This window comes from Guptibacillus hwajinpoensis (assembly GCF_001039475.1).
Taxonomy (GTDB): Bacteria; Bacillota; Bacilli; order Bacillales; family Guptibacillaceae; genus Guptibacillus; species Guptibacillus hwajinpoensis.
Window position 1 is genome coordinate 185,620 of the sequence record NZ_LELK01000001.1, and the last position, 24,168, is coordinate 209,787.

The following is a 24,168-nucleotide window of genomic DNA, read 5'->3' on the forward strand; positions in this document are numbered from 1 at the left end:
ATCAAATGGAGATTTTTGTGGTCATCCTGTTACCTTAATAACTCTTGAGTGATGTTCCACAATCTCGGAGCTAATCTTTAATAAAGATTAGCTCCCTTTTCTTGCAATCAAGGATTGCCTTTAGAGTATCATTTTGAAATAATTGGTATTAAATTACCGAAACAGAATCCTAATGGGAAAATGTCTTAGAAAAGAAGGTGCTTTATCATGTCTTTGAAATTAAAAACTGATCGATTAACTTTGCAACCATTCCAGAAAGAAGATGCTATTAGGATTAAGGATTTAGCGAACAATAAAGAATTAGCTACTATTCTAGGTCTCCCTCATCCATATGAACTAGAACATGCTGAAGAATGGATCGCTATTCAACCAGAACAAATTCAGGAGGGGCTTGAGTACCCTCTGACAATAGTAACCAAGAATGATAATCAAATAATAGGTACGATCACTTTAAGAATTGATAAAAGCAATAATAAAGGTGAGCTTGGATATTGGATTGGTAGAGATTTTTGGGGTAACGGGTTTGCGACAGAAGCAGTAAATAGAATGATTGAATTTGGATTTAATCACCTGGATTTAAACAAAGTCTGGGCATCAGCTATATCCAGAAATAAAGCTTCAACCATAGTTTTAGAAAAAGCTGGTTTACAAAAAGAAGGAAGATTAAAGCAAAATAGATTACTCCAAAATAAATATAAAGACGTTGACGTATATGGTCTCTTAAAAAATGAATATATAAGAGCTAAGCGTTAAACAATCTCGGAGAGCGAAAGTTGCACTTTGGCTATCGCTTGTTGTGCAGTAAAATTATACAAGAAAGTCACAGGGGAGATATTAAATGATGAAAGGAATAATTTATAAGTGAAGCACAGCTAAAAAAGTATGCAGAACTTGCTGTAGGAGCTGGTGTGAATCTGCAAAAAAATCAACTGTTGATTATTCATAGTGATATACAAAATGCTGCGTTTGCACGTCTAATCCAAACGGTTGCCTACGATGCTGGAGCTTCAAATGTATTTATAGATTGGACAGATGAACAGTCTACGAAAGGATTTTACTTAAATGCAGCAGATACTGCCATCGATCACTTTCCTGATTGGCAGGCTGCCCGATTTAAAGAATGGGACGATGCAGGTGCTGCTTACATTCATATTATTTCTGAAAACTTAGAGGTCTTTAAGGAGGTTTCTACAGAAAGGATAAATCGTTTTCAAAAAGCCTCTCGTACCAAATTGAGGGATTATCATGCGAAAATTAGATCCCACGAAGTACGCTGGTGTCTTCTAGCTGTCCCGAGCGTTGAATGGGCAACAAAAGTATTCCCTAATCTAAGTAAAGAAGAAGCTTTACGAGCATTGTGGGAATTAATTTTAAAAGGGTCTCGGGCAGATGGGAAAGATCCTATAGAAGATTGGGAGAGTCACAATAGAGCCTTCGAATCTCGAAAAAAGATCCTAAACGAGAGCCAATTTGAATCTCTGCATTTTACAAATAGATACGGAACTGATTTATCAGTTGGTCTGCCTAAAAATCATCTCTATGTCGGTGGGGGAGTCATAGATAAAAAGGGAACACCTTTCTTTCCGAACATTCCTACGGAAGAAATATTTACTGCTCCTCATAAAAATAAGGTGAATGGCAAATTGGTAGGTACTAAACCTCTTATCTATGGAGGAAGTGTCATCGATGAATTTCACCTGATTTTTAAAGATGGGCGGATTACCGACTATTATGCCGCCAAGGGACAGGAAGTGTTACAAACTCTCATCGAAACAGACGAAGGATCACATTATCTAGGTGAAATTGCCTTGGTCTCTAATAAATCTCCTCTTTCTCAGGAGGATACTCTTTTTTTCAATACCTTGTTTGATGAAAATACGTCCTGTCATATTGGAATCGGAAATGCATCTCCCTCCAATATTCAAAATGGCATTGAACAATCTGAGGAAGAGTTGAAGGCATCAGGTCTAAATACGTCACTTTTGTTAGTCAATGTGACCTTTGGTACCGAAGATATGAAAGTAGTGGGCATTAAAGAAGGTGAAACGGAAGTTCTGCTAATGAAGGATGGAGATTTCCAATTCTAATACGTCTACAACTTAAAATAGAGAAAACTGATTTCTGGTGAATTATACTTAGTGCTAGACATAGTGAAAACAAACTGGTGCATTAGGTAATGATCTATTTCAATATCTCGAAATCAAATCTTCCATATAATCGGAGCATATCTGGAAGACATATTAATGGGATATGACTTGCAAGACCAATAGATAAGTTCCTTCCGAAAGCAAGCTGACTATAAAAGCTTGCTTTTTTAGTTTGATAATTAAGGTTTTGAAAACTATTGCAATTCATTTCTATAAAATATTAGAAACATTGTAATTTCTTTTTGGTGAAATGTTAAAATTGGGAGTATTATAACAACCCGTAATTCTTGTCAATTTAATTTCGAGAGGATGTTTCATTTGAGTAATCCTGATTTAAAAGCAAGATCACCCTGGGCAACATTAAGAAACGTTAGCAGTGTAGAAATATCACCTATTGAGAAGCAGGAAGTAAATGGTGAGATCAGAATTCCTGGGAGCAAAAGTTTTACAAATAGAGCATTGATCATTGCTGCATTAGCCAAAGGACCTTCTACCTTAACTGGAATACTTAAAAGTGATGATTCCTATTGGTGTATAGATGCTTTGAATAAACTTGGGGTCAAAACTGAGGTAACTGACGATGTGGTGACTGTACAAGGCTGTCATTCAAAATGGCCGAATGAACAAGCAAATTTGTACATAGGTGCAGCTGGGACGATTGCACGCTTTCTTCCAGGTGCATTAGCGATAGCTAAAAATGGGAACTGGATTTTAGAGGCCAGTAATAGAATGAGTGAACGCCCTGTGGAACCTTTGGTTAATGCTATTAATGATCTTGGAGGCAGTATCGAATACCTCAATACTGAAGGGTTCTTCCCCCTTCAGGTAAAAGGCGGAGGCCTTAAAGGTGGTCCAGTAAGCATATCAGGTAAGGTTTCTAGTCAATTTTTGAGTGGATTACTTCTAGCAAGTCCTTATTCTAAAACAGATGTAACAGTCACAACTCCTGATTATATCGTCCAACACGCCTATGTGAAAATCACTTTGGATCTAATGGAGAAGTTTGGTGTTAAAGCAAGCTATTCAGACGATCTCACCAAAATTATCATACCAAGTACAGAATATTTGGGGCGAAATCTACAATTAGAAGCAGATGCTTCAACAGCAAGTTACTTTTTAGCTTTGGCAGCCATTACGAATGGAAGAATTAAAATCACTAATCTCAATGTTAAAACGAATCAACCTGATATAAAAATGATAGATGTGTTTGAGAACATGGGATGTAAGGTTACTAGAGGAGAAAAATATATCGAATTAATCGGTACACCTAACTTAAAAGGCGGATTTGAAATTAGTATGAAGGAAATGTCAGATCAAACGCTAACACTTGCTTCACTGGCTGTTTTTGCTTCAGGTCCTATTACAATGAGAGGTGTTGAGCATATCCGGCACCATGAATCTGACCGAATAAGTGCTATATGCACAGAACTAACTAAACTAGGAATAAAGGTAGAAGAGTATGAGGATGGACTAACTGTGTATCCTGGAACACCTCATCCAGCAACATTAGAATCCTATGATGATCATCGAGTGGCGATGTCATTAGCATTAATAGGTACCAAAGTACCTGGAATTGTTATTAAAGATCCAGGTTGCGTGTCTAAGACCTGTCCAAGTTATTTTGACTTATTAAGTCATGTTGGGGTAAACGTACAGTATTTTGATAAATAATCTAACCAAAAATTTATTACTCGTTAGAAAGTAAATAGAAGTTTTGTTTGTACGATCCTATGATATGAAAGGGTGTGAGAACAATGAGCAATGTCGAAGAAGAATATCTATCAATTCTAGTCCAGCAGTTTAGACATTTTAAAGAGCGTGCAGAACTAGGCATTAAGCAACTAACAGAGGAAGAGTTACATTGGAAGCCAAGTGAAGAATCAAACAATATAGCTATCCTAATGAAACATATAAGTGGCAATATGAATTCGAGATGGAATAATTTTTTGACGACCGATGGTGAAAGTTCAGATAGGAATAGAGATATCGAGTTTGTTGATAATTGTGAACCCTTAGAAAAACTAATGCAAAGATGGGAAGATGGTTGGAAAATACTTTTCAGTACCTTAGAGAACCTAAAAAAAGAAGATTTGTGCAAAACCGTATTGTTAAGAAACCAATCTTTGAGTGTACTTAAAGCCCTACAAATTGAATTAGCTCACATTAGTTATCACTTAGGACAAATACTATATATAGGAAAACAGATAAAAGACGATGACTGGATTATTTTAAGCATACCCAAGAACGGTTCGAATCAATTTAATAAAGATTTAAACAACAAGTATTAAAATGATGTGCTAGAGTTTGAGATTGATATAAGTCTGAATTGTGTAGCCTGAAGTTTGATGTTAGGAGGTGGATTGTACCTATGAGACAACTAGACACAGGGATGATTAAAAAGGATGTAGTGATATCTACGAAGTACATATTAAAAATCCTATTGGCAATTGTGTTATCGTCTCCTATTTCGTTATATATTTCATTCATTGGTGAGATGATATTTAACTGGTTGTTTGAGATAGAAAAAAATTACACTGATGTAGTTTCATCATTAATTGCAATACCATTTTTCTTCGCTATTTTTTATGTTGTTTTTGGTCTTCCAACAACGTTAATTGCTGACGGAATAGCTAAAATAAAACCAATTTCGAAACTCACTACATATTGGCGAAGTGCCATTCAATTTCTTATTTATACTTTTGCTGGCTTAATTTTATCCTTTTTATTAACTGACTCCGCGTTTGATCCATATGGTATCTATTCTGTATTGATACCTGTTTATACATATTTCTTCCTACTGATCTTTATTAGAAGGAAATCTCAAAAACGTTCGCATGTAATTACAAATTAACTGGATAAATTTAACATATATTCTGCTACCAAGTAATTCAACTGGATCAGCTAAACAGAATTTGTCCCTTATGTGAAAATATAATTATTAGACACTAACGGAAGGCTTTAGTTCAATAACGATCTTCAATTATCTCGGAGCGCTTGCTTAATAAGAAGTAAGCGCTCTATGCAGGTTTAGGGCAAAAGTGTGGCACAAGGTAATATGTAATTTTATAAAAAGGGGGGTTAATGTGAAGAATATTTACCTTGTAATATTTGTTTTATTGGTAGCTTTTCTAAGTGCTTGTGGTAGTAACACGTGGGTGTTGGAGAAAGATAGATTAGCTGAAGTGGGAAGTGTAAAGAGCTATGTAGAGCAACTACAAAATGAACACACAGATTTTCAAGGTTTCAGAGTCTTGACCATATCAGAAGGTAAGAAAATGGTGGTTGTTTCAACAGGTACAAGTAACCAGACTCTGAAATTTAAAGAAACAGATGTTTCCAATAACAGCACAAAGATAATTATTGAAGAAGAAAGTACGGAGACGGACGAAAAAAATCCTTATATTCTGATAGGAATAGATCAGATTAAGGGAGAATTTTCTGTGGTTAACGAGAATGAGGAAAAATATAAAGAATATGATTAACTAACCTCGGTTTTCTTCAATTAAATCGGAGCGATCATTTAATAATAGGAAGGAGGATCTAAGTGTCTGAGGGGTTACTTCACCACGTTGAAATCTATGTATCTAATCTAGAAAGATCAACTTCATTTTGGAGCTGGTTCTTAAAGGAGTTAGGGTATGAACCATTTCAAAATTGGGATAAAGGACAAAGTTGGAAGCTAGATGAAACTTACTTAGTGTTTGTTCAAACAGAAGAGAAGTTTTTAGATATACCTTTTCATAGATGCAGAGCTGGTCTGAATCACCTAGCATTTCACGCTTCATCACGTAAAAGAGTAGACGAAATGGCTAATAACCTCAAGGAGAGAGGTATAAATATTCTATATGAAAACCAGCATCCTTTTGCAGGCGGTAATCATCACTATGCTGTTTACTTTGAAGACCCAGATAGAATTAAAGTAGAATTTGTAGCACCATCTCCTTGAAATATTTCAAGTAATCTTGAATTCTGGTCTTAAGCAATCTCGGAGCATTTGTTTAATAAAGCGTAGGCGCTTTATGTAAGTTAGTGGCAGGAAAAAGCAATAAGAGAAACTAAACTCTTCAAAAGGGTGAGCGAAATGTATAACGTTGTCAAAGCCAATATCACTGACTTAGATAAAATATTACAAGTTGATAGTGAAGTGATTGGAAATACAGGCAGACGAAATTTCATTAGAAACGCCATTGAGAGGAGAAACTGTATAGTTGTTCAGGAAGAGAATAATATTGTAGGGTTTTTAATTTATGATACTAATTTCTTCGACTGTTCATTTATATCCTTGGTTATTGTATCTCCATCAAAAAGACGGAAAGGATATGCAAGTTTGCTAATGGAATATATGCTCAATAATTCCCCTACTGTAAAAGTATTCTCTTCTACCAATTGTTCTAATGTTAGGATGCAGAAAGTATTTGAAGCGAATGGGTTTATTCAAAGTGGAAATATTGAAAATTTAGATGAAGGAGATCCAGAGATTATATATTTTAATTCAAATTAATCTTCTGTTATCTCGGAGCTTTAATAGATCAATACTTACAAAGTCAATAAAGGAGGAATGAAAATGTTTCGAGGCTTTAGGTGTGTGCCATGGTCATGGGTGAACTGAACNATAACTGATCTGTTTTCTACTCTAGTATTGATGTAAACAAAGAATGCAGCCCTATAGAATGGAGAGATAACATGATTAAGTTAAGTAAGGTTAATGAAGTGGAGTTCAAGGAGTATTTGGATTTTATGATTCCTGATCATGCTAATGAAATTACTAAAAACTTCAATTTAACATTGGAGCAAGCTTTAGAGGAATCAGAAATGATGATCAACGACATGTTTAAGGATGGCTTAGCCACTGAGGGACAATGCCTCTATAATATTATAAAAGCTAACTCAAATGAAAAAGTGGGACTTCTTTGGTACAGCATCATTCCAGAAATTAATTCAGCCTACTTGTATCACATTTTAATTGATGAACATGAAAGAGGAAAAGGATATGGGACTAAGACTATTGAGATGCTACAAGATAATCTTAGAGAACGTGGTGTGAATTCAATTGGGTTAAGTGTGTTTGGGAAGAATGATGGAGCTTATAGGTTGTACAAGAAAATGGGATATTCAAATACGAGAATATCAATGGAGAAAACTCTTTAAGACCTAATTAATTTAGAGTCAGCCATTTGTTATGAAAGCGCTCCTTTGTCATGACAAGAATCTTGATTTATTCCATAAAATCGGAGCGAGAATTGAAGATTGCAAAGGTAGTGATTCTCTTTTTCTTTAAGAGAATTTGAAAAAGAAAGGAAAGCGAATCAGTAGATGATGAATGTAATGTGGTATATAGTTCCTGCCTTAGTCATTTTAGTAGGTCTATTTTTATTTATTTGGGGGTTAAGAGCCCGTTGGGAAGAAAGTGAAAATTCTAATAAAGTAAGTGCTTATTTATTAAGTTTTTTTGATCTAATATCAGGTGATCCTGTAGCTACTGGAGGTCTTCGTATGGGGGGAGGACTGATATTTATAATTATAGGGCTACTCCTCCTATTTTATTAAAACCTTAGGATAACCTTGTTCCATTATCTCGGAGCAATTCTGGAGTAGCGATTAATATTTCAATCTAATTAAGCATGAAGAATAAGGCTAGTAGCAGTAATTGCTGCTAGCCTTATTAATGTTGGATACTCAAATAGTGAAGTTATCAATTTCCATATTGTGTTAACATTAAAGGTATCATGCATTCAAGTGTAGTTTGAAATGGAGGTTTTACATTGTCTGTACATATTCAAGATTTGACGAACGAATTTCAATCTTTAGTCAATACAGAGGTCTGTTCGGATAAGGATTTGAAAGCATTTTTAACTAAGGCTTCAAGTCTGTTTGACCATGTAGATGAAATTCTAATGTCTAGTTATATTCGTTATCAGCTTAATACAGGGGATATAAGTATACAAGATCACTATCAATTCACTCAAAAAACGATTAAGCCGTTGTACAGAAATTTTAAGATAAAGATTGAACGAAAACTTTCCACTCATGAAAACTATTTCTCCACAAACTACTATCAATACTTATTAAAAAGAATTCAAAATTCGATGTTGTTAGTAAGTGAAGACAATCTTCAACTCCAAATTGCTGAAGATGAGTTGGTTACGGAATATTTCGATATGAGATCAAACATGACAACTACTTGGAAGGGACAACCCATACCTGTACTGGATCTTTACGGCATACTTTATGATGACAATAGGGATTTAAGAGAAGAGGCATTAAAACACCTGAGTGTTGTCTATAAAACAAAAGAAGAAGAACTGCAGTTAATAATGGACCAAATGATCCATCTAAGAAACCAAAAAGCGAAGAATGCAGGGTTCAATAATTATCGAGATTATATGTTCAGTTATTATGAACGGCTAGACTATACCCCTTCAGAATGCCACCAATTAGCAGATTCTGTTCATAAGCATGTTGTCCCATTAATTGATCAAAGTAATCGGGTAAAAAGGGAAAAGTTAGCAGTTGAAGTTTTAAAACCATGGGATACTAGAGTCACTGGTAACGAAGGTACATTAAGTATTCCTTATAAAACTATTTCTGAAATGGTACAAGTCGCTGAAGAGCTTCTACGAGAATTATCGCCTTCATTTTCTGATTTATTAATTGATATGAAAGAGAAGAATTTCTTAGATCTGGAATCTAGAAATAAAAAGGCACCGGGAGGATTTTGTGAATTTCTCCCAGAGTCTAAATCATCATTTGTTATGTTGAACCTTGTAAATACAAAAGATGATCTACCCATTTTCCTACATGAGATGGGACATGCAATCCATCATGAACTCATGAAGGATATAGAATTAAATCAGTATAAATCCTTACCAATGGAAACAGCAGAACTTGCAGCGATGTCCATTGAATTACTTACATTAGATTCGTGGGAACACCTTTACAAAACAAAGGAAGAATTTCATCTAGTTAAAAAGGAATTGTTTGAACAGATACTTGAATTTATCCCTATTACCATTGCGGTAGACCAATTCCAACATTGGCTTTATACAAATCCAGATCATACTCATTTTGAGAGAAATGAAAAATTCAATTCCATTTTAGAACACTATGATAGTAAGGTTATAGATTGGAATGGCATTGATGAATGGAAAATGATTCAATGGCTCGATGTTATACATATCTTTGAAACTCCCTTTTATTATATCGAATATGCGATTGCTCAATTAGGAGCATTACAGTTATATAGAAATTACAAAAACAACCCAAGTGTAACCATTTCAAAGTTCAAAAGTGCCTTATCTCTTGGATCATCCAAATCGGTGAAAGAGGTTTATCAAGAGGCTGGTATTGAATTTAATTTATCAGAGGAAATGATAGAAGAGCTGATGGATTTTGTGGGGGAAGAGATCAGAAGTCTTTAAGAGGTTTTTTAATCTTTGATCAAGATGATAATCGTTTTACGTTGTTCCATAATCTCGGAGCAATTGTTTAATAAAAGTAAGCGCTCTAACTAGCGTTAGCGCAGTTTAATTGAAAAGTAGTTTTGTTTGAGGAAGGAGGGAGAACAATGACCCAACTAAATAGTCTAGTTAAAAATAAAGATAGACTTGCTGATATGGAGAAATTTATTTCATTAGTAAAATCATCTCCTAATGGAAACAGGAAAGAGATTTTCTTGGATATTTTCAAATTTGATGAAGAAGAATTTGAAATGATGATGTNACAATGACATCACTTGAAGAACAATTGATCAATATGAAATCGCTTGATTATGAAAACTTCATACAAGAAGAATTGGAGCTTTTGCATAAACAGTACCCGTCAAATAGACCTGTACAATTTGAGTTGTTCATTTTAGATAAAAATGATGATTTTGTTAAATCCAAACTTAATGGCGTATCAGCTTTTACGGATTGGAATGGAAAGATGTGTTTTGCGATTCTTCCAGAAGAAAACGTACGTTCAACAATTAAATCTGTCGTAACACACGAATATCATCACCATTGGCGTATCAGTGCATTAGGGCTGAAAGAAGATGGAGAAACGTTACTTGATCGAATGGTTTTAGAAGGATTAGCAGAGCATTTTGTGAAGGAAAGATTAGGTGAGGAATATCTTGGTCCTTATAAAGATGCTTTATCTGAAACTCAAGCTAAAACAATATGGGAAAGCACATATAAGAATCATACCGATGATAAAGGAACCTTAACTGATTTATATATGTTCGGAAGTAAAGATAAAGGTTTACCGTTTTGGGGCGGCTATTCATTAGGGTTTTACTTAATAAAGTGGTTTCTAGATAAAAACAAAAATATTTCTATAGAAGATTTAACAATATTACCTAGCGACCAGTTTATAAAATAATGCTATTCCATTAACTCGGAGCTTATCTATAATAAGATAGGCTTCTTTTTAGTGGAATTATTGTTTGTAATTTGAAATAATTGGTACTAAGCTATTGAGCATTATAGTAATACATTGGATTTCAAAGCAAAATAGGAAGAGGTTCTTGTTTATGTCTAAGGAGACGTTTATACAAGTAAGTGATTTTAAATTGTTTACTAAATTGATTGGAAAGAAGAACGGTAAACCGACTGTTGTTATGGAAGCCGGGTATGGAGATTACTCAAAGGGATGGAATTCGATCGTTTCTGAAGTTGCTTCATTAACAGAAGTTCTTGTTTACGATAGAGCAGGCTTAGGAAAAAGTGAATCAAGCTCTAACCCTAGAACTAGTCTAGAGATGGTAATAGAACTGAAGGAACTCCTTAATAAAATGACCATCAATCCTCCATACCTATTAGTTGGACATTCCTTTGGTGGGGTTAACGCAAGATTGTATGCCAGTACATACCCAGATGATGTTAGTGGATTAATACTAGTGGACTCGACTCCGGCGGATTATAGAGAAAGGTTCCTGCCTACTATGTCAGAAGGTTTTCAAAAAGCCTATGATAAACAATTCATTGTAGAAGGCAATTATGATGAGTTTGGTGAAAGTTTAAATCAATTAAAGAACTGCAAAGTGAAGTTAAGCGTCCCTTTAATTGTTTTATCAGCAGGTAAAAAACATCACTATTCCGATGAATCACAAAACCTATGGAATCAATTGCAAGAAGAGATTCTTCAATATTCTTCTAATAGTGAACTGATAATTGCTAAAAATAGTGCTCATTACATACAAGATGATGAACCATCCATAGTTATAGGTGCAATAAACCGACTTTTAGAAATATCGTAAGAGATTTAACATTTCATTTTCTACGTAAAGAAAGTGATCACTGCAAAGTGTGTTCGCTAGTCATAGGTATTGTTTTTAAATAGGCACCAAAAAAAGTAGAGATGTAGATCCATCTTCAACAATATCGGAGCGTTAGTTTAATAACCCGATAATGCCAAAGAGGAATTCCATTAATTTGGAATTCCTCTCTTTTCTATAAATATCAACATTAAACTTTAACAGAGCCTAATAAATAAGCAGCTTACTGAATGGGATGTTACCATTAGCTATATCTAATGGTAATATAATACATAATATAGATTGGAGGGGTGTCTATGAGTAATCGAAATATTAATCAAAAAGCTCTATCAGAATCTGTAGGATGGGTTGAGAGTACTGGACGCGGTTGGATAAAAAAATTCAAAGAATATATACCAATGATTAAGGAAGGAAGGAATAAACTCTATAATGAAGAGTCTGTTAGAATTTTAACTTACATAAAACAATTAAATGAAAACGGATTGAGCGCTACTCAAATACATGAAGTTTTTAGTAGTAACGGTGTTCCAGGGAATGATATAGCCCTTAATGAGATCATAAATAATCATAAATCTCTAGAAATAAGTTTTAATAGAGACATAGCTGAGACTTTACCTTCACAAAAAGAGTTAGTACTTCCTATTTTAACTGCTTTAAGAGATGGCAAACCATACACCACATCCATGATAAACGATGAGGTAGAAACTGTATTTAATTTAAACGAAAGTCAAAGAAATATCACTTATTCCAATAGCAGAGATAGTATTTTTATGACAAGAATGAGATCGGCTAGATATTCGTTAAAAAAGCAAGAGTATATAGAAGAGGTTAGTAAATTCACATATCAAATTACACAAGATGGTTTACAGCTATTAAACGATAGCTTTGACGATATTGTGGATGAAATCGAAGAGTTAGAAAATGTAGTTGATCCATTTGAAATTATACTAGATAAAGTTCAGGAGATTGAAACTGATCTAGTAAATGATTTAATAGATCATTTGAAACAAGCACATTGGAGAAGGTTGGAAACAATAGTAGTTGAACTATTAACTTCTATGGGATACGGAGATGGTAAAGTTACTGAAAGAACTAATGATGGAGGGCTTGATGGAATTATTAAGGAAGATAAATTAGGGCTTGATAATATTTATTTACAAGCTAAACGTTGGGAAAATACAGTAACCAGACCTGATGTAATGAGTTTTTCAGGAGCACTTGATGCAAAGGGCGCAAGAAAGGGCATATTTATTACTACATCTAGCTTCTCTAAAGGGGCTGAAGAATACACAGATCGGCTAGAAAGTAAAAAAATCATCTTAATTGATGGTCGAAAGTTAGCAAAATTAATGATCGAAAATAATATTGGTGTCAGTATTAAAAAGAAATTGGTAGTTAAAGAAGTGGATTTTTCCTATTTTGAAGGGGAGTAATATTAGAATTGCTTTGAATAGTCAAACTTTTAGATTTTCATTACTTCATTAAATCGGAGCGTTTAGGTAGTAAGCGCAGTATAGCTGAGGGCTGGATTCTGGAGCAAGTAGTTTTGAAATTTCGTAAACGGCTTATAAGAAAGGGGCTGACATAATGAAGAGTTTTATTCCTTTACTTCTCATCATTACTATCATACTAGCCTCTTGTAGCAAGGAGCCGTTAATTACAAAACAATATACTGAAGCTAAAGTAGTTAACAATGATTCGGGCGAGACCTTGTATGAAACTAACGATCAGAATCGAGTTGAAGAAATAATTAACGAGATAAACACTTCTAAGAGAACTGACACCTGGGATGCCATCGGATCAAGTTATATGCTTGTTTTGAAAGATGGTGAAGATACTTTAGAAGTTACGTACTATAATGGAAAAAAACAGAATGGTGAGGTCACAGTAAAGGGTTATCACGTATATACGAAGTTTGGGTTAATTGATTGACCCTAGCTATTCAACAATCTCGGAGCTTTAATTTAAGAACGACCATTATAATAGAGAGGGGATAACACAATGGCTTCTGTTAAATTAGCGAAGCATAGTATGAATTTTTGTGAATGTATTTATGAACTATCTTCTGCTAAACCAGTTAAGAATGCTCTGGGGCTTACTGATGGTTCCATTGATAAAACCAAAAAATTTATTAGGTTTATTATCCAAGAAGAAAAAGAAGGTAAAACTCTTTCACGGGTCTTACTTGATGAGAATTCAAATGTGATTGGCATTACAACATTAATGTCTATAAATGATGAGAAAAAATCTTGCCATATTGGGACTTGGATTGGGTTTGATTATTGGGGAAAAGGTTATAATGAAGCCTCAAAAATCGCTATTCTAAGGATTGCTTTTGAAGATTTAGGGTTGGAGAAGGTCTTTGCTGGCGCGAGGAAAATAAATATACGCTCACAAAAAGCACAAGAAAAATTACCTTTTATAAGGTTGTATGTAGAAAATGAATTTCCAGAGGAACACGCAGCCTTAGAAGAAAAAGCGAAGGAACCGTGTGTCTTACACGCCTTTTTTAAAAAGGATTTTATAAAATATCTACAACGAAAAAATTAACCCAGATAATCTTATACTTTTACTATAATTGTTCAATTAAATCGGAGCAATAGTTGAAGATTCAACTTCTTATCGTGTCAACGTTATAAATAAAGTTTCCTTATGCATATAGGAGGAAAAAGATTGAAGGAATTTAACCAAGTTGTAGATAATGGCACTTTTCATGGATATGAAATTGAAAATAGTAATCTTCCAGCACTTATTTGCCTACATGGTATGACAAGTGACTCAAAAAGTTTTCTTGAACTGATTGATCATTTGAAAAGTGATTTTCATCTCATTTTATTAGATCTACCAGGTCATGGTGAAACGGAATTACTAAAGGAAGAAAAGGACTACCAATTTTCTTCGGTAGTGAAAAGAGTTCATTCAGTCATACAAAAGAGGATAAAAAAACCTTTTTACTTATTAGGTCATTCTTGGGGTGCAGACCTTGCTTTACACTTTGGAGCAGAATTTCCTGATGAAATAATCGGCATTGTGTTAATCGATGGAGGATACGTTTTTCCTGAACAGGTTGATGGAATGACAGAAGAAAAAGCCTTAGAAAGCTGGGAGGAATATATTGGTTCGAGTCAATATAATTCCTGGAATGAAGTGGTTAAAGACTACCAGCAGTTCACTACTAGAGAGTGGGATGACAGACTTGATACCATTGTATATTCAAACTTCAAAAAAGAAGAGAGTAAATACATACTAAGAGCTGATCGTAAGAGCTTGTTAGCAACAATTAGAGCGTTTTATATAGAGCCATGCTCAAAAACGTATCAACATATCAAGTGTCCAGTCTTGCTGTTTTATTCTACTATTCCAGATAATGATCCAACTAGAGACAAGGGAATTAATCGTATTAAGAAGGAATTGGACGATATAAAAGTAATTGGCATCAAAAACACTAAACATAATGTCCATTGGGATTATCCCGAGAAAGTGGCTGATGAAATTAAAGTATGGAAAAAAGAGTTGTATGAATCAACTTATTAATTATTGGAATTGTTTATTAAGTAGCTTGTAATAACTATTTGCATAATGTTCCATTATCTCGGAGCGCTTGCTGAATAAAAAGTAAGCGCTCCGAGATTAGGGGAAAATTGGTGGGAATGGATTTCACGTTTTTACTTTGGGAGTGGGAATAAATGAACGAAATATATGTAAATTGGGGAGAAGCAAAAGTAAAGTTAAGATGGGATCCGGATTTACGTTTGCCTCCGAAAGAGTTGATTACAAGTGTCCACGGATTTTGTTTTAAGGATGATAAACTACTATTAGTAAATTTAAATCATAGAGGCTGGGATTTTCCTGGAGGTCATATTGAAGATGAAGAAACTCCAGAAGAATGTTTAAAGCGTGAAGCTTATGAAGAAGGTTATGTTAAGGGAGAAAGCCATTTGTTAGGGCGTATAGTAGTTGACCACAGTGAAAATCCAAAATGGAATGAAAACAGTCAGTATCCTAAAATCGGATATCAGGTTTTTTATCGAATGGATATCGATAAACTATATGAATTTAAAGCTAAATATGAGTCTGGAGAGAGAATCCTAATCCACCCAAGCGATGTAATAGATTATTATCATAATTGGAATGAACTGTATCAGGAAATACTTGATATTGCAGTAAAACAATAGTAACTGATACTACATAAACTCGGAGCGTTTTCTTAATAAAAAGTAAGCGCTCTATGTAGATAAAAGTCAGCCTTCTAGAAGCAAAGAAGTTGGTTTTGACCTTTGGGAAGGGATGACAAAATGAAAAAGTGGCTTATTATTTTAATTTTACTATCAATTACAATTCTCAGTGGGTATGTATTTTTCTCTAATGAAATCTCTAGTATTGAGGAAATTGAAGTTCAGAAGTACAACAACAGAAGTGAAGAGTATGGGGAAAAGAAAATCATTACAGATGAGTCTTCTCTTGATACATTCACCAATATACTTAATAAAGCTAATCACGAGCCTAAGACAATTTATGATATGGCGTATCATAATGACTTTAAAGTTGTCGTAACTTATAAAGGTAATGGAACAGATGTATTTTTTGTTTGGAAGTCATCTGGGAAATACACTCACATCATTAGAGAAGGTAAAAATGATTCTTTTAAAATAAGTAATAAAACCACAAGAGAAAAACTGATACAGTTATTGAATTAAATCGGAGCAATTCTGTAGTAAACATAATCATAGGTTCGGGGGAATAATTTTGAGATTTTTTATAGTTATTCCACTTATTTTAATTGGTGGTTTTTTAGTCGGGTTGAAAATTAATGACTTAGGCAACTTAGGTAATATTATTATGAATATAGTAGGGCTAGGATGCCTATTCATTGCTATTTTAATTGGACGAAATAAAAAAAGAAAACAACGATCACATTAGATGATCACGTACTTTGAAGGTAGGTGAAAGATTGAGAAATAAACAAGTTTTGTTATGGGGGATAATAGCTATCATCTTAGTAGTGATATGGCTTCTTTTAAAGTAGTACATATAATATATTTTTATTTGGAATATTCAGAAATAAAATCTTCCGTAATCTCGGAGCTTTAATGAAATAACAAAATAAAAGAGCTTGGAATGGCATTTGCGCCTCCAAGCTCTATCTTGTGTGATTTAGCATGTAATTTGTACTGTGAATTGGTTTGTGAATTACTAAGCAATTTCACGTTTTGCACATCTTAATTAAGCCCGTTGTTTAGCATCACCAGTTTCTATAGCGCTTCTCGAATCACTTTCTTATAGTATACCACTGAGAGGCCACCGAAGATGGAGTAGAGGATAGTATAGATGGCCATAACGATGAGCATGGGAGTATAGAATTCTGTTCCGAAGAAGAACCAGCCAGAACGAACGGCGAAGTAGCCGTGCAGTAGACCGACGACAAGGGGGATGCCGAAGTTTACAAGCTGCTTGCCTCGAACGCCGCGAGAAAGATCTGCTTCGGTGAAACCTAGCTTGCGAAGCACCGTATAATTGGGCCGTTCCTCTTCACTTTCATTCATTTGCTTAAAGTAAAGGATACAGCCGGACGTAATGAGGAATGACAGGCCAAGGAAGCCTACAATAAACATAACGAGCCCCATGTTTTCTTTCTGCTGCAGAAAGGCTTCGTACTGAGAGCTTCTACCTTCGTCATCATCAAATGAGAGTGACTGAAACAGCTCAGTTGCTTCAGGTAACTTTGAAGGATCCTCAAGGTTATATCCAAAATACGTTAAAGGTTCATCTTGTACTTCTTTATCAATATCTTCTTGAAGAGAGGCAAAGGTGGTTTGGTCCACTACAACCGTAGGCAGTCCACCATCCGAATAAGAATATGGCAAGATATAGTCATTTTCAAGTCCTAGATAGTCTTGATCAATCACCTTATCTTTACCTGCAATTTGAATAAGTCCTTCTTTATCAAAACTGATTACGGATGCAAGAACTTTGCTATAACCGGTGAAAATGGCTTCATTAGGAGCAACATTCATTTCGTTAAGAGATTGATCACTAATGATGGGTAATACCATTTCAGAAGGATCAAAAGCAGCGCCAGGTTGTTGTTTGGCAAGAATCTCTTTTGTTATGACATTTGCCTGAAGAACTTCAAGCTCCTTTTGGTAGAAATCAAAACCATTTTCCTTAAGCGCCATTTCATACTGTTTGGCATTATTCTCATCGGCTAGTGAAAAGTGATCTGGGATGTTCTGTTTAGACGTTTTTTCAGCTGAGTAATACGAAATATAACTTAAGGAAGAAAGTCCAATCGCAAGTGCTGAAACAGTCGTAATGATAGTTAGCAGAAGCGAATTTGATTTCATCCGAAACATGATGGAGGAGAGTGAAAGAACGTCATTAATGTTGAGATAGCCATTTTTTCGTTTTCTAAGCAGGTTGGCTACGACTCGAATGGAGCCTTTATAAAGAAGATAAGTCCCAAGAATCACAGCCCCAAGAATGAAGGCCATGGCATAGAGCAGTTCATTCATAAGTGAAAAGTCTCCATCGAATAACTTGCTGGAAACATAGTAACCTGCAATGATTAGCCCTATTCCGAGTACGCCCATACTAATTTCAAGAATCGATATGTTTCTGATTCGACCTTCTGTTTTAGATGTAACATAGAAAAGGGATAAAATGCTATGCCTTTTGATGAAGATCCAGTTCGTTAGCATGATGACTCCAAAGATTACGAAGAAGACAATAACTGTTTGCAGTAACGCAGCAGCAGAAAAGTTCAGGCTTGCAACCTCTGTTATCCCAGTTGTCTTAAAAAGAACCATTTGAATCAACTTTGAGAAAGAAAAGCCAACGAATATACCAATTAGCATCGAGCTAATATAAATCATAAGATTTTCAATTGTGAGTACGCAGAAGATACGGGCCTTTGTCATGCCGATTAATTGAAAAAGTCCGATTTCTTTCCCTCGACGCTTAATGAAAATGCTGTTGGCATAGACAAGGAACACCGTTACAATCACCACAAGCATAATGGCAGCTGTTCGAATCGCTGCTGCCATCTTCGCTGACGTCTCAACGTTATCTACGCCAGGGTCATACTGGAGAGTGACGAAGGAAAAATAGAGACCGACACTGAATATAAGAGCAAATACATAAAGGTAGTAGTTCTTCAAATTCTTTCTCATGTTTTTTAGAATCATCTGATTAATGCTCATACTGAACACCACCAAGTACACCTTGTGTTTTCATGATGTCTTTTAAAAACGATTGGCGTGACACCGTTCCTTTATTCAGCTGAGTATAGATACGTCCGTCTTTAATGAAGATAACACGGCCACTGTAGCTCGCTGCAACGGGATCATGTGTGACCATAGCAATGGTAGCCTTACGTCTCGCATTCAAGTCGCTTAGCTTGTTAAGGAGATAAGAAGCCGATTTTGAATCAAGCGCTCCTGTAGGCTCGTCTGCGAAAATGATGCTTGGCTTATGTATAAATGCACGTGCAGCTGATGTTCGCTGTTTTTGTCCTCCAGAAATTTCGTTTGGATATTTATTCTTGATCTCGTCTATCCCGAGTTCTTGGGCGAGTGAGTCGAATGCCATGATGGCTTGTTCCTTTGATACTTTCGCGATCGAGAGTGGTAGTAGAATGTTTTCTTTCACGGTTAATGTATCAAGAAGATTGTATTCTTGGAAAATGAAGCCGAGGTGCCGTTTACGAAATTCAGCAAGTTGCTTATCCTTCTGTTTTGTCATTTCTTGTCCATCAATTTTGATGGATCCGCTACTCACTCGGTCGATTGATGATAGTACGTTTAATAGGGTGGTCTTTCCAGATCCAGATGCACCCATGATACTGATAAATTCGCCTCGTTCAATCGAAACATCGATTCCCATCAGTACATCCTGTTTCATAAATTTATTCCCATAGCTTTTTTGAATTTTACTTGCCTCAAGTACGTTCATAACGTTCCCTCCATTGTGTTGGTGATAGTTTCATTATAGAGAGAGAGTTCGGGCGTTTCCTGCGATTCATCGAACAATAAAGCGGAGCAGGTGACATTATTGTCACATGCCCCGTATTTGCTCGAAGTCATTTGCTTCAGGAAACGTTAATGTAAAGGCTGTACCGTTACCGCGCTCAGACTCCACATCAATCAAAACCATAAGATAATTTGCCACTTTTTTTGTCAGATAGAGTCCCATACCTGTTGCGACTGCATCAGAATGGTTAGCAGTTGACGTGAAGCCTTTCTCAAAAATTCGTGGCAGATCTCGTTTTTCAATCCCACGACCCCAGTCTTGGATGGTGAGGAAAGGTTGATTTCCATTCATACCGCTTATGATCCGAATATCATTGTTTTCACTGTATTTAACAGCATTCGTCAGCAGTTGTCTTAGCATAAAAGAAAGCCATTTAGAGTCGCTTAGCATGTTAGTTACGTTCAAATCAAGGTCAAAACCAATTCTTCGCTGCTTGCACCAAGTGCGAAGCGGAGAAATTTCATTGAATAGAATTTCCTGAAGATCAACGAATTCAATGTAGAGGTCATTTTCAATGGCTGGCATCCGCTTTTGGTGGAGCTGCTGATCAAGGAGAAAATGAATGCGAAGCCATTCGTATGTAAGCTGCTCGTTTAACTCACGATCCTGAACGCGATCAATTAGCAAATGAAGTGCTGTAAGTGGCGTTTTTACTTCATGAATCCAGGAGACGAGGTCGTCCTTTTCAACTTCAAGCTGTTGTCTCATTCGATTGGTTTCTTCTTTAAGCTGTTCCATTTGATCCGTTGTAACGTGCTCAACCACTTCTTCAAAAGGACTTGTGGCATCCGGGATACTCGTAAGGTCAAAGTTGTTTTCTAGATCTTCAAGACCTTTATAGAATTTTGTTTCTTTCACATAACGTAGTAAAAGAAACAGTACGAACAGAATCAGGGTTAAAAATACAGCATACATGGCAGAGGAAAGAGGGATAGTCGAATCAACAAATGTTATTAAAAGAAAAATACACTCTGTAAAAAGCACAAATCCGATCCAGCTACGACGTTCTTTCAGGAACCTCCAGATCATAGTTTCTCCAAAGCCATATATCCCTGACCAACTTTTGTTTCAATCGCCCCACCAAGTCCGATTTCAGCAAGCTTTTTCCGAAGGCGGTTTACGTTCACTGTTAGCGTGTTATCGCTAACAAAACGCTGGTCGTCCCAGAGACGATTGATGAGTTCATCACGCGTGACAATTCTATTTTTTCGTTCAATTAACATGCTAAGAATGATGATTTCATTCTTAGTAAGCTCAATAGCGCCTACTTCATTCGTAACGCGGTTTCTTTCTTTATCAACTGTTGCTTCTAGCCAAGTTTTAAGCTCACTTTCCTCAGTACTGTAATGATAAACGCGACGTAGAATCGCTTGGATTTTTGCAACTAATACGTCCAAATGAAATGGCTTTTGAACAAAATCATCTGCTCCAAGATTCATCGACATCACCATGTCTGTGGGATGGTCTCGGGAGGAAAGAAAGACGATCGGTACATTCGAATGATCACGGATCATTCTACACCAGTGGAAACCATCAAACATCGGAAGTTGAATATCAATAATTGTAAGATCAGGATTTACCTGGGCAAATCCTTGCATTACCTGACTAAAATCATGAATGCCATAGACTTCGTATGACCATTGCTTAAGTCGCTCCTTGATTTCTTGAAAGAGTGACGTATCATCTTCAATTAATAATATTTTATACAATAATTGTCACCACACTTCATTTCATATAGTATGAAAATTATAGCAAAAATTGGCAATGCGAGATAGCAGATTCTATAGTTAATCTAATCTTTTTCTGTTTTTCGAAAATAACAGTTAATAGAGGTTAGTTGAACTTCTGTTATACTCTAGCAAATATGTGTTATCTGCTTGTTCAAGAAAATCGGAGCTTATATGTAATAAGATAGGCTCCTTTTAAAGTGAAATAAAAGATTGAGTTATTGATGGTGATTTGAAATAATTGGTATTAAGATGTTGGGTATTATTGTTTTAGGTTTACTGTTAGTTAGAACAGGAGAAACCTTGTTTAGGGGGCGGTTGCTTAATGAAAGTAAGCGCTCTACATAGGTTTGGGACGGCACTTTAAAAAAGGCATTTAAATTTAACAAAGATATATGGGTAACAACGCTAAGGGAGACTAAAATGAATATTGATTTTTTATTAAACCATCCCGATAAGATAAAAGAAGTTTCTGAAATGATTTATAAGGAATTTGTAGTAAAAACGGAGAGTGGTATGAAGTTTGAAGATGTTGTTAAACATTTCTCAAATACGAAGGACAATACATTCCCGATAACGCTTGTGGCTATAGAGAACGACGAATGTTTAGGAACTGTATCAATCTTTGAAAACGATTTAAAGATAAGAGATATGTATAGACCTTGGCTTGCATCACTATACACGAAATCTGAGTATCGAAGTAGAGGTATAGGACAACTCTTAGTCTCCAAAACAAAAGATGTAGTCAAAGAATTAGGGTTTAATGAACTTTACTTAAGAACAGAAGATACGTCCGACTATTATAGAAAAAGAGGTTGGACTTATGTTGAAACGGTTTCTGATGATACATACGAATATATTGATGTGTTTAAAATTAAGTGTGAATAATAAAAGAAACTTGAAAGATACTACTTTATCTTTAACTAGATATTGATGCACAAAATTTAAAGTAAGTAATTCTTAGATTAGACATGTACTGGTTTTTCCATTAAATCGGAGCGATTCTGCATTATCATAGTAGCGTAAATGGTTGGGTTTTGAAATAATTTAAATTAAGCCATAAGGAAGTTTTCTGGAATAAAGCAGTGATTATGCTTCTCTATTATTCAAGTATTAAGGATGGTTGGTAAGTTTGTTAGTTCTTGGTGAAGTAGTTATTGTTTTAGGAGTAATATGTTATATAGCTATGAGGGTAATATCTGCATTAAAATTAAAATTTAAATACAAAAAGCCTTTTAATTGGTTGAAAGAATTAATAAGAATGCTGGTTGTAGTATACACATTTATGGTTATTTCAGTAACGCTATTCCCGTTAGTATTATTAGGTGATAACACGTATGGAATAAATTCTTTTAAATCTTTAAATTACATTCCTCTTACGTCTATATTTAGTGATATCGAACAAATAGGAACGGCTTATGATGGAGATACACTATTTATGCTTAAGCTGATAGTGAAAAATGTTGGGGGGAACATACTATTGCTTATGCCGTTGGGATTCTTTGCTCCGATGTTATTGGATATGTACAAGAGGCTTAAGAATACACTTTTACTTGGACTGCTTGCCTCTTTATCTATTGAATGCTTACAATTTGTAGAGCTACTTTTAGGGATTGGAATGGGACGCGTAGTCGATATTGACGATGTTATTTGTAATGTACTTGGGACTGTTTTGGGTTTCCTTATATATAAAATGATATTTGCTATATTGAGTAAGGCTATGACACCATCCCAACAATCAAGTGAACTTATGAATAATTGACTTTCCCTTTATTAAGGTATCGAGGAGCACTTTCTGGAAAAGTAAACGTTCTAATCAATTCTAGTAGGAGTATTTCTTTGGATGATTGGGCTAAAGTGAAGTCTCATTTGCCTTTTTAGTTGATTAGAGAAAAGTTTTGGGGGATATGATGAAATTTCGTTGGCACTACCTTCTCTATATGACTGGATTTATTGTGTTATTAGTTGTTTTAGGAGAGCTGAATAATTATTTTGATAGCAAGCAGCAGGCAACCTTTAAGGTATTTCCCTGGGAGATTATAGCAGCATTAAGCTACCTATCTATTGGGGGATATCTAGGTCTCCCTTTACTAATAAAAGAATATAACAAAACTGGTGAATGGAGGGTGAATTTGCAAAAGCTAACCCTTATTGGTTTGCCATCACTTTATCTTGCATTTTCATGGTTTATCCCGACTTCTATCCTCCCGGCGTTTCTTTTTCATAGTTATGAGGAGCTAAGTCTTGGTGGCATTATTGCTACGGGATATATATTCACTATGAGCTTTACTAAAGAAAGTAAGTAATTAAATTCTAAATTAAGGTGTCAGTAATAGAGTACAAGGCTTACTGAATTTGTTAATCAACTATCTCGGAGCGAGTATAGATGATTTTAGAGAAATTCCAAATTAAACTAAGAAACAAAAAGATATCAGGGAGTGCAATGCATTATTCTTTTTATAAAGATTTTAGAGTGTCTAAAAGAGGTGTGACCTATGATATTAGTGAGTTCCTGTTTAGCTGGGTTAGAAGTAAGGTATGATGGTCATCATAGTTTAAATGAAAATGTTAGAAAATTAGTAGAAGAGAATAAGGGCGTAACAATCTGTCCAGAATTGCTCGGGGGGTTTTTGACTCCAAGAGAACCTGCGGAAATAGTAGGTGGGGATGGAGGAGACGTCTTAGATGGTAAAGCGCGAGTCATTGAAAGATCTGGAAGAGATGTAACCGAAATATACATAAAAGGCGCCTATAATACCTTAGATAAAGCGATAGAAATAGGTGTAACCATTGTTGTTCTAAAGGAGAATAGTCCATCTTGTGGTAGTTCAATGATTTATAATGGAGAATTCACAGGAAAAAGAATTTGGGGTAACGGGGTTACTTCAGCATTATTAAAAAGAAATGGATTAAGAGTCATTTCAGAAAAGCAGTTTGCAGAAGACTCATTCTAGATTATTTCAACTAGTACCAGTCTTCAACAATCTCGGAGCTTATCTATAATTAGATA

General features: G+C 35.2%; 27 protein-coding genes. 23 read left to right on the forward strand and 4 right to left on the reverse strand.

Annotation, left to right across the window (positions count from 1 at the left end; translation table 11 throughout):
* The first annotated feature begins 207 nt into the window (after positions 1 to 207).
* The 19 genes from AB986_RS00995 (at position 208) to AB986_RS01085 (ending at position 16,100) form a co-directional block, all read left to right on the forward strand.
* Positions 208 to 753, forward strand: a complete 546-nt coding sequence (locus AB986_RS00995; RefSeq protein WP_048309027.1) for a GNAT family N-acetyltransferase — start codon at positions 208 to 210, stop codon at positions 751 to 753.
* 104 nt (positions 754 to 857) lie between these two features.
* Positions 858 to 2,087, forward strand: coding sequence for an aminopeptidase (locus AB986_RS01000; RefSeq protein WP_048309028.1), 1,230 nt, complete (start codon positions 858 to 860; stop codon positions 2,085 to 2,087).
* Positions 2,088 to 2,456: 369 nt separating this feature from the next.
* Entirely contained in the window at positions 2,457 to 3,818 is a 1,362-nt protein-coding gene (gene aroA, locus AB986_RS01005) for a 3-phosphoshikimate 1-carboxyvinyltransferase (protein ID WP_048309029.1), read from the forward strand.
* A gap of 83 nt (positions 3,819 to 3,901) precedes the next feature.
* On the forward strand, positions 3,902 to 4,435 hold the full coding sequence (locus tag AB986_RS01010; RefSeq protein WP_048309030.1) for a DUF1572 family protein: 534 nt from the start codon (positions 3,902 to 3,904) through the stop codon (positions 4,433 to 4,435).
* An 80-nt stretch (positions 4,436 to 4,515) separates the two neighbouring features.
* Positions 4,516 to 4,998 (forward strand): hypothetical protein, encoded by a 483-nt coding sequence (locus AB986_RS01015; protein WP_048309031.1) that lies wholly within the window; start codon positions 4,516 to 4,518, stop codon positions 4,996 to 4,998.
* Positions 4,999 to 5,230: 232 nt separating this feature from the next.
* Positions 5,231 to 5,629: a hypothetical protein gene (locus AB986_RS21955; RefSeq protein ID WP_048309032.1), complete on the forward strand. Its 399-nt coding sequence runs from the start codon at positions 5,231 to 5,233 to the stop codon at positions 5,627 to 5,629.
* Positions 5,630 to 5,691: 62 nt separating this feature from the next.
* On the forward strand, positions 5,692 to 6,093 hold the full coding sequence (locus AB986_RS01025) for a VOC family protein (protein WP_048309033.1): 402 nt from the start codon (positions 5,692 to 5,694) through the stop codon (positions 6,091 to 6,093).
* A 135-nt stretch (positions 6,094 to 6,228) separates the two neighbouring features.
* On the forward strand, positions 6,229 to 6,648 hold the full coding sequence (locus AB986_RS01030; RefSeq protein WP_048309034.1) for a GNAT family N-acetyltransferase: 420 nt from the start codon (positions 6,229 to 6,231) through the stop codon (positions 6,646 to 6,648).
* 182 nt (positions 6,649 to 6,830) lie between these two features.
* Positions 6,831 to 7,295, forward strand: a complete 465-nt coding sequence (locus AB986_RS01035; RefSeq protein WP_048309035.1) for a GNAT family N-acetyltransferase — start codon at positions 6,831 to 6,833, stop codon at positions 7,293 to 7,295.
* Between the two features lie 165 nt (positions 7,296 to 7,460).
* Positions 7,461 to 7,694, forward strand: coding sequence for a hypothetical protein (locus AB986_RS01040; protein ID WP_048309036.1), 234 nt, complete (start codon positions 7,461 to 7,463; stop codon positions 7,692 to 7,694).
* 215 nt (positions 7,695 to 7,909) lie between these two features.
* Positions 7,910 to 9,565 (forward strand): M3 family oligoendopeptidase, encoded by a 1,656-nt coding sequence (locus AB986_RS01045; RefSeq protein WP_048309037.1) that lies wholly within the window; start codon positions 7,910 to 7,912, stop codon positions 9,563 to 9,565.
* A gap of 334 nt (positions 9,566 to 9,899) precedes the next feature.
* Positions 9,900 to 10,508, forward strand: coding sequence for a DUF2268 domain-containing putative Zn-dependent protease (locus AB986_RS01050; RefSeq protein ID WP_236690349.1), 609 nt, complete (start codon positions 9,900 to 9,902; stop codon positions 10,506 to 10,508).
* A 151-nt stretch (positions 10,509 to 10,659) separates the two neighbouring features.
* Complete coding sequence (locus AB986_RS01055) at positions 10,660 to 11,385, forward strand: alpha/beta fold hydrolase (protein WP_048309038.1); 726 nt, start codon at positions 10,660 to 10,662, stop codon at positions 11,383 to 11,385.
* A gap of 314 nt (positions 11,386 to 11,699) precedes the next feature.
* Positions 11,700 to 12,836, forward strand: coding sequence for a restriction endonuclease (locus AB986_RS01060; RefSeq protein ID WP_048309039.1), 1,137 nt, complete (start codon positions 11,700 to 11,702; stop codon positions 12,834 to 12,836).
* Between the two features lie 154 nt (positions 12,837 to 12,990).
* Positions 12,991 to 13,335: a hypothetical protein gene (locus AB986_RS01065; protein WP_048309040.1), complete on the forward strand. Its 345-nt coding sequence runs from the start codon at positions 12,991 to 12,993 to the stop codon at positions 13,333 to 13,335.
* 69 nt (positions 13,336 to 13,404) lie between these two features.
* Positions 13,405 to 13,953, forward strand: coding sequence for a GNAT family N-acetyltransferase (locus AB986_RS01070; protein WP_048309041.1), 549 nt, complete (start codon positions 13,405 to 13,407; stop codon positions 13,951 to 13,953).
* Between the two features lie 123 nt (positions 13,954 to 14,076).
* A complete protein-coding gene (locus AB986_RS01075; protein ID WP_053215992.1) occupies positions 14,077 to 14,937 on the forward strand; it encodes an alpha/beta fold hydrolase in 861 nt (286 codons plus the stop codon).
* Positions 14,938 to 15,089: 152 nt separating this feature from the next.
* Positions 15,090 to 15,578 carry an NUDIX hydrolase gene (locus tag AB986_RS01080; protein ID WP_048309043.1) on the forward strand — a complete coding sequence of 163 codons (489 nt, stop codon included), beginning with the start codon at positions 15,090 to 15,092 and terminating at the stop codon, positions 15,576 to 15,578.
* Positions 15,579 to 15,698: 120 nt separating this feature from the next.
* Positions 15,699 to 16,100, forward strand: coding sequence for a YhfM domain-containing protein (locus AB986_RS01085; RefSeq protein ID WP_048309044.1), 402 nt, complete (start codon positions 15,699 to 15,701; stop codon positions 16,098 to 16,100).
* Between the two features lie 555 nt (positions 16,101 to 16,655).
* On the opposite strand, the gene AB986_RS01095 is transcribed toward AB986_RS01085, so the two are convergent.
* The 4 genes from AB986_RS01095 to AB986_RS01110 form a co-directional block, all read right to left on the reverse strand.
* Positions 16,656 to 18,602: an ABC transporter permease gene (locus tag AB986_RS01095; RefSeq protein ID WP_048309046.1), complete on the reverse strand. Its 1,947-nt coding sequence runs from the start codon at positions 18,600 to 18,602 to the stop codon at positions 16,656 to 16,658.
* The gene (locus AB986_RS01100) at positions 18,592 to 19,353 is read right to left on the reverse strand and encodes an ABC transporter ATP-binding protein (RefSeq protein WP_048309047.1); all 762 of its coding nucleotides are present in this window, start codon (positions 19,351 to 19,353) and stop codon (positions 18,592 to 18,594) included. Before AB986_RS01100 ends, AB986_RS01095 begins: the two co-directional genes overlap by 11 nt.
* A gap of 102 nt (positions 19,354 to 19,455) precedes the next feature.
* Complete coding sequence (locus AB986_RS01105; protein WP_048309048.1) at positions 19,456 to 20,460, reverse strand: sensor histidine kinase; 1,005 nt, start codon at positions 20,458 to 20,460, stop codon at positions 19,456 to 19,458.
* Complete coding sequence (locus tag AB986_RS01110; RefSeq protein ID WP_048309049.1) at positions 20,457 to 21,140, reverse strand: response regulator transcription factor; 684 nt, start codon at positions 21,138 to 21,140, stop codon at positions 20,457 to 20,459. Before AB986_RS01110 ends, AB986_RS01105 begins: the two co-directional genes overlap by 4 nt.
* A 441-nt stretch (positions 21,141 to 21,581) precedes the next feature.
* Between AB986_RS01110 and AB986_RS01115 the strand changes: the two genes are divergently transcribed.
* The 4 genes from AB986_RS01115 to AB986_RS01130 all read left to right on the forward strand — a co-directional run bounded on the left by AB986_RS01115 (position 21,582) and on the right by AB986_RS01130 (position 24,112).
* The gene (locus tag AB986_RS01115) at positions 21,582 to 22,046 is read left to right on the forward strand and encodes a GNAT family N-acetyltransferase (RefSeq protein ID WP_048309050.1); all 465 of its coding nucleotides are present in this window, start codon (positions 21,582 to 21,584) and stop codon (positions 22,044 to 22,046) included.
* A gap of 244 nt (positions 22,047 to 22,290) precedes the next feature.
* Positions 22,291 to 22,920 carry a VanZ family protein gene (locus AB986_RS01120; protein ID WP_236690290.1) on the forward strand — a complete coding sequence of 210 codons (630 nt, stop codon included), beginning with the start codon at positions 22,291 to 22,293 and terminating at the stop codon, positions 22,918 to 22,920.
* A gap of 145 nt (positions 22,921 to 23,065) precedes the next feature.
* The gene (locus AB986_RS01125; RefSeq protein WP_152670901.1) at positions 23,066 to 23,464 is read left to right on the forward strand and encodes a hypothetical protein; all 399 of its coding nucleotides are present in this window, start codon (positions 23,066 to 23,068) and stop codon (positions 23,462 to 23,464) included.
* A 189-nt stretch (positions 23,465 to 23,653) separates the two neighbouring features.
* Positions 23,654 to 24,112, forward strand: coding sequence for a 2-thiouracil desulfurase family protein (locus AB986_RS01130; RefSeq protein ID WP_048309051.1), 459 nt, complete (start codon positions 23,654 to 23,656; stop codon positions 24,110 to 24,112).
* The last annotated feature ends 56 nt before the right edge of the window (positions 24,113 to 24,168 follow it).